The organism is Nostoc sp. CCY 9925 (assembly GCF_963920935.1).
Classification (GTDB): Bacteria; Cyanobacteriota; Cyanobacteriia; order Cyanobacteriales; family Nostocaceae; genus Nostoc.
The window spans coordinates 1-6,598 of record NZ_CAWUDO010000199.1; the positions used below are offsets into that span (position 1 = coordinate 1).

Consider the following 6,598-nt stretch of genomic DNA (forward strand, 5'->3'; position numbering starts at 1 on the left):
CACTCTTATCTGGTGACTCTGGTTATCAACTTCATTGTTGGCGCTGGTTTGGTTAATCAAATCCTCATCTACAAACTCAGAAAAATTATCAACACTCCCTTTATATGATTGTGATAATGTATCTTTAAGTTGATCTTCACCTGTTAAAAAAACATTTCTATGGATAGAAGGATTTAAATCTAGATTTTCTTGGTCTTGAATAGGTACATATTCCTGGGGATTTTGGGAATTGAATGGTATAGTCAAAAACTCAACAGATGTGGTAGAAGGCGGAAGAATTAAGGGGGAATTGGGGTTAGGTAAAACTGGAGGTAAATCAGGATCGGGAGGAAAATTTGACGGTGTTATATCATTACTACCGGGGAGAAGTTTAGGCAATAAATATGCCATCATCTCTTCTACTTGTTCTATTTCCTCATCTGTTACACCTTCAAAGTTACCTTTAGACCATTTCCAACCACTATCCTCATCAGGAGTAAGAAAATAAGTTTCTTCTCCTATTTCAATTCGACATTTTAAATCAATAGCTGATTCGATTGATTTATAAATAAACTCTCCTAAAGGATAAATAAAAGCTCTAATAAAATGCTGACTAGCTCTAGCGTAAGCGGAAGTGAGTTGCAAATGTCGTTCATCAAACATATTTATTTGGGTGTAGCAGAGTAAAGGGTAAAAGGTAAAGGGTAAACGGATTAAAATTCATTCTTTTTCGCTTTTCCTTTACTTTCTACATTCTTGTCTAACCACAACAATTGCAGAATCGTCTTTGCAAATATTTGTTATGAACAGGGTTGTCGATGATGAGAGAACAAGATTGACGTAAAACCTCATATTGTTGCCAGTTAGCCCCTAAGCATTTGATATCCATGAGCTTACCTTGGGGTGTAACGCGATTAAAAATAATATGAATATAAATATTGCTAGGTTGAATATCTAAAAAATAGATATACTGCAAATCATGCCAGCCGATACCGTGAATATATTGGTTAACAATTTTCAGACAAGATTCTTGATTTAGTTTAATGTAAGTGTTTTTTAGGCTGATGATAGTATATATGCCCAAACTCCTCAGCTTTCGTCTAGTTTTAGATAAAGTCTTAAACTCCTGAATAATTTGAAGGGGAGGAAGACTAATATCAATAAAACTACCATTCGCTAAAATCTTCTCTTGAGATAGTGTTTGAATTAGTTCAAAGTTATTAATTTTCAATTCTTCGATAGTCATTTTCATAACAATCAAATTCCACTGTCAGATTTGTTTTGATTAATCATGCTGCCGACTTCTTTGAATGTTAATCCAGAATTATTAGAAACAGATTGAGTATTTTCGGGAAGCGGAAAGCGTGACTCAACTTGCTTAACTCGCAAAGCTAAATCTTGCTGAGAGGGAAATTTCTGTGTACTTTTCCTAGCTAACAAAGTGATAATCCTTGCCCATTTAAGTTGATTGTATTTCTCAATATTTTTGAGTAAATCATTAATTTTGATAGTTTTGAGTAAAGGAACAGACCCTTCCTTTTTATTGGCATAAGCCGGATTAATAAAAACACATTTACCAGCAATTAGTTTGAGAAATTGAGCCGATTCAAAAAGCTTTCTAGTTTTCTCTTGGTCGCTGATGCTCGTGCTATTATTTTTACTACCAGTAGAACGGCTTTTTTGCTTGTACTTAATCTCTTCATCACCCAAGAAGTTGGAAAATAATTGCGCCGACTCGTTCTCACCAGGATTGAATATAAACTTAGTGCTGCAAGCCCCCAGAATCGCCTTAGCGATATCTTTACCGTAGTTCTTCTCAAGCTGCCCCATATTTTGGAAGCCGATAATACCGCAGAAGCCCTCAGAACGAGATTCATTCAGCCATCTATATAAATCAGGCAGATAAATAGACGGTAATTCATCCAGTGCAACGATGAGTGGATCTTTCCGTTTTTTGGCAATGTTACGGGCGATGGTCATGTGTAAAATGCTGGTCATGAGAGGCCCGACTGCATCTCGGCGTTCTCTGTCCAACCCAAAGATAATCATCTGCTTACCTTTAATTTCTAAAGGTAAAGTCGTCTTTCCAATGAAGCAGCCTAGTGTGTTTTTGGCCATAAAGCGAGTGAACATGATGCTGGCAGTTGCAACAATACCTGCAACAGTCTTTTCAGATGCAGCAGAACTGAACAACTGACCAAAGGCAATTTTGACCCAAGGATTGAGAGAAGCAGCCATAAGGCGTTTGACCATTTGTTCACTAGAAAGTATGGCGGCGCAAGTCATAACATCTGCGAACTGACCGAACTCTTTAGCTAACATCAATATTGCTTGAGTCAGCTGATCCCCTGAAGGGCCAAAGAAACCGTCCTCAGTAGAATTGCCCAAAAGTCGAAAATTCTTGTTGATGACAGTGGAAATTTGTCGGGACGATTCGGCATCACTACTATCCCGGAGAAAATCTAGAGGATTGCAAACTTCAGATTCAGCAAATCCTGGTGCAAAGATGTGAACATCATAGCCCTTGTATTTGGCATAGGCAGCAACTTTCGCTTGAGATGGATACTTAAAGTCATAAATTATACATGGAAAATCCTGCTCGATTGCCGAGTAAATCATCGGGTTAATGGCGCTGAATGTTTTACCACTACCGGGAGCGCCGATGACGGCTGTACCTCGTTGCACATCAGGTATATAAAAAGTAGTGCCAGCACCTAATGGTTGATGTTGACCAATGTAAAGTGCAGCACTATCACATTGGGGATTGGCAATTTGCAAGATGGCCTTTTTCTTAGCAGTAGCAGTTTCTTTAGAGCTACCCCAATAACTGGTAGCGATTTTCTTTTTGTTACCATCGCCAAAAAACACCCTCATCAAAATATAAGCACCAAGTAAGGACAAAACTGTTAGTCCATTGGGGGTGAAAAGAGAGTGAGTGTACTTGCCAATTGCGTCTGAAGGATTTTGTAATTGCTCAAATCGAAATCCTTGAGGATTAGCGCTATTTATTTTGAAAGATTTGCTCATTTTAAGGCAGAGAATTAGGTTGACCAAGAACGATAGGGTCTTTCTCTTGGTAGACAATAAAAGGTACAGGCCCAATGAAGTAGGGACTACAAGTGCGACCAATCAAGGGAATGGTTTTACAAATACGGAAGAACATAGTAGTGTCCACCTCTCCACTGCCTTCATAAATATTCCAGACAACTTGTTTAAAACTGGAGCCAAAAGGGTTTCGACCAGTAGGCTCTTTACCACCATTGAGAGCTTTCAGGATGCCAAACCCACCATTAACCTTTTGAAATTTACCGGACATCCATTGTGTACCAGTAGTTTTGCCAATGCCTGACATCTCAGCATGAGCGCAATTATTTTGCAGACAAGGTACATTAAATCCGTCTTGATAACTCCCAGAGATAGAGCGAATGCGGTTAGCTTCAATATCTCGTAGTGGCAAATCCAATGAAGCCACAAATGATAAATCAAGTGTTCTTAGTCCCGGTAAATTATCCCAAGTCAAAGTGGACAATCCGGGAACTCCAATAATAAGGGAGTCCTGCCAATTGTTAAATTGGTTGATTAATGCGTTTTGAAGATTAGGAATTGATGTCAGAGCGTAATTATTTAAGTTAATACCTTGAGAGAGTGGAATATTACTCAAACTAGAATCACGACTGATATCAGCGATTGTGCCAGAGCTAATTCCAAATTGCTCGGCAAAATCACGGATGGGTCTAACGCTCGTAACGCTTCTATTCCCTAAGTCGGGAACGGCTTTGACTAAATCAGATAATGTCTGCCATTGAGTTAATTGAAAATCAGACAGTCTCAACCGACTTAAATTGATTTCCTGTACTCTAGCTATCGTTGAAAGGTTTAAACTTTCTATGGCTAGTTCAGGAGTTTCAAAATCCCCTAGTTCCATAAACTCGCTAATGCTTTGTCCTGCCGTCCAGGTTCTAGTTTCTCTACCTCTTGTGCCTGGGTAGGTAACACTGCCACTAATAGAAATAATCATGTCGCTCAAACGTAAACGTGACCAATCAGGAGTAAACCCATTGGGTGAATTTACAATGGGTATTTGTGCAATACGGTTTGGATAAGCACTATGAACTTTCCTTGTGGTCTGGGAAAAGGTTAATGGTTCGACAAGCTCACCAACCGGGTAATGGGTAAAGGATGTATTTAAAACCTTTCCCCTTTCCCCTTTCCCCTTTAACCGAACCGTATTGGGTACTTGTGCAGAAGCCTTGGGCAGCAAAAAGCCTACAAAAGAGTTCAATAGTCCATATTTTATGAAACTATGAATCAATAAGCTACCTACTAAACCCAAAAAAATGAAGTAACGTAAGGCGTTATCATTGGGCCGTAAAGATGATTTCATAAGCCATTACCTTGTGTTAAAGAAGAATTCAGCTATTCTGAATTCAGGAGTCAGAATTAATGACTGGGTGATTCAGACCCACCACTCATTAAAGACCACTAAATCGGAGATTTAGTGGGGGACTTAAACCCGTTTATTCAGACGCTCGCGGACTCGCTAACGCTGCGCTATCCGCCACTCGCACAGAATTAAATTGGAGAATTCTGGCTCCTGACTCCTGAATTCTGTTCGTTAAATTATCAGAACTATTACTCAAAACAATTAATTTATTAACTAACTCTTCAGAGACAGAAGCTGCCTTTGCAGCAGTATAAATGTCATCACCTGCTTGTAAATGACTAATTAACTTTTGCAAGCGTTGGTATAGTTCATCTTGGTAATTTATCCATCCACTTTTAATAGCGACAACAATCCCACTTCTGATTTGATTAATTGTTTGTTGTGTTTTAACTAATGATTGCAATTGAGGTTTCGGGGTTGTTTGTTCTCGTGCCACATCATTAGTAATCGCCACTTGACTGTATTTAGGCTTCCCAGTTCCTGCACTAATGCGAAAGCTGTAAGCCTTGCGTTCCCCGATTGACGATTGCGTGATGACTGTTAATAGTGTGCTTGATGTTTGCGGTAGCCCTGGAATATTCACTCTTTTGATTCGCCGCAGATGAATTAGCCCCGCACCGGGGTTACGACAATTCTGGTCAAGCCCTTCTAAGCAACCATCTGTGTCAAGTAAAATTTGCGATGGGTCATCAAGCCATACCTTCTTGATTGTTTCGCCAATTTCATAGAAAGAAATCGCTACCCCGTGACCATTCCAGACGTTAATAGTTTGTAAAGTTGCACCTTGACCACTAGCTTGAGTTTGTTTGATGGTGCGAACGACTGGGGCAGCAATTGTGGAGATTGGAGTCAGAGCCAAAGCCAATGCTAGAGTGCCGCTTGTAACTGTATTAATTATGCTTTTCATGGCAACTCCAAAGACTGATTGACATTAAAGGTGAGTTTGGTTCCCTTTGGAATAAACCAAACATTGGGGCGAGAGAAAATTTCTTGCGTAGTTCGTTGATTACGTTGGCTGATGTTTTCGCTAACTTGACCAAAAAACCCTTCGAGTAACGCACCAGTAATATTTCGACGATTGCCACTACTACGCCGAAGAATACTACCTGTAAATTCATCCTCAACTTCTTCTTCACTATCCGGTTGGTTCATAATCTCTCCAACCTTTCCTAATGCAGACACAGCGCCACCAAACAAGTCATTACGGGCAATCTCGCCTCCCCTGTCCTGAAATCTTCGAGCTATCAAAGGTCTGCCACCTTCCCCAGCCACGGAAATTGCACCCGCTCCTATGGGATACTCTGTATTATCTTTGATGATGCCCCGAACATAGGCGATGGCGTAACTGCCCCCATCAACTGAAGCTAACTCGACTGCCAATAAAGTACCCGAAGGGATTGCCACTTGACCATAGTTATCGCGTAAATCCTCTTGCAGTCTAGCAACAGACCTAGTGTTATTAGAGGTTGGTGTTTGTGTCTGCCCTGAATTATTAACTGTGGTTTGAACTAATGGGGTAACAATCACACCAGTAGCAAATGAGCCAACTGTCAAATAACGAGTTTGTTTCCCTTGGAGAATTTGGCTTTCTTGAGGTAAATAATTGTTAGCTAAAGTAATCTTGTTAACCTTAAAAGTCGCTTTCCACCTGGGGCGGATCTTTTCAAGAGAGTCGCTTGAGTTTTGTGGCGTGGTTTGGTCAAGATTATTTGTATGTGTTTGTTCATTCCGTTGATTTTGAACTGCTTGAGCAAGATCCGGATCTAATGAAGATTGTTTACTGGTGCTAGTCTGGGCATAAGCAATTTTGCCGTAAGAACCGATGCTGCGGAGTTTGTTCAATTGTTCAAGGGGATCTAGGGGCGCTACTATCTGCGCTCTTATAGAGGGTCTTGGAAAAAAACTCCTGCGTGTTGGTGGCTGAGTGTAGGTTCTAATCGGTTGTGGTGCAGCCTGAGTTACGCGACGTGGTTGTGTATTTTGAACAGTCCGTGGCGCAGGCCGTGGAGATGGTGGGTTAGATGGCACGACCTTTTGGTCTACTGAAACTGGTACTGGCGCTGGTTGGTCTTTTTTATTTTTGTTAATGCGACCTAACTCATCCTCTTGAGAGGACAGAGCTAGTTTTGCACGAGCGTCACCATCCCCCTCATTATCTTGTGTTTGTTCTGTAGC

5 protein-coding genes and 1 pseudogene are annotated in these 6,598 nt (G+C 40.6%); all 6 read right to left on the reverse strand.

Going from position 1 to position 6,598, the window contains the following annotated elements; translation table 11 throughout:
* A pseudogene (locus tag ACM0OY_RS39005) lies at positions 1–642 on the reverse strand (DUF3854 domain-containing protein); the annotation flags it as partial.
* Between the two features lie 97 nt (positions 643–739).
* Complete coding sequence (locus ACM0OY_RS39010; protein WP_414574067.1) at positions 740–1,225, reverse strand: relaxase/mobilization nuclease domain-containing protein; 486 nt, start codon at positions 1,223–1,225, stop codon at positions 740–742.
* Between the two features lie 11 nt (positions 1,226–1,236).
* A complete protein-coding gene (locus ACM0OY_RS39015; protein WP_414574068.1) occupies positions 1,237–3,006 on the reverse strand; it encodes a type IV secretory system conjugative DNA transfer family protein in 1,770 nt (589 codons plus the stop codon).
* 1 nt (position 3,007) lies between these two features.
* Entirely contained in the window at positions 3,008–4,363 is a 1,356-nt protein-coding gene (locus ACM0OY_RS39020; protein WP_414574069.1) for a hypothetical protein, read from the reverse strand.
* 133 nt (positions 4,364–4,496) lie between these two features.
* Positions 4,497–5,330, reverse strand: coding sequence for a hypothetical protein (locus tag ACM0OY_RS39025; RefSeq protein ID WP_414574070.1), 834 nt, complete (start codon positions 5,328–5,330; stop codon positions 4,497–4,499).
* Positions 5,327–6,598, reverse strand: a 1,272-nt coding sequence (locus tag ACM0OY_RS39030; RefSeq protein WP_414574071.1) for a TrbI/VirB10 family protein, incomplete at its 5' end; no start/stop codon positions are given. The genes ACM0OY_RS39030 and ACM0OY_RS39025, both read right to left, overlap by 4 nt.

Excerpts from the sequence above, each read along its gene's own strand:
- ACM0OY_RS39010 (WP_414574067.1), bottom strand. The coding sequence starts at position 1,225 with ATGACTATCGAAGAATTGAAAATTAATAACTTTGAACTAATTCAAACA.
- ACM0OY_RS39015 (WP_414574068.1), bottom strand. The coding sequence starts at position 3,006 with ATGAGCAAATCTTTCAAAATAAATAGCGCTAATCCTCAAGGATTTCGA.
- ACM0OY_RS39020 (WP_414574069.1), bottom strand. The coding sequence starts at position 4,363 with ATGAAATCATCTTTACGGCCCAATGATAACGCCTTACGTTACTTCATT.
- ACM0OY_RS39025 (WP_414574070.1), bottom strand. The coding sequence starts at position 5,330 with ATGAAAAGCATAATTAATACAGTTACAAGCGGCACTCTAGCATTGGCT.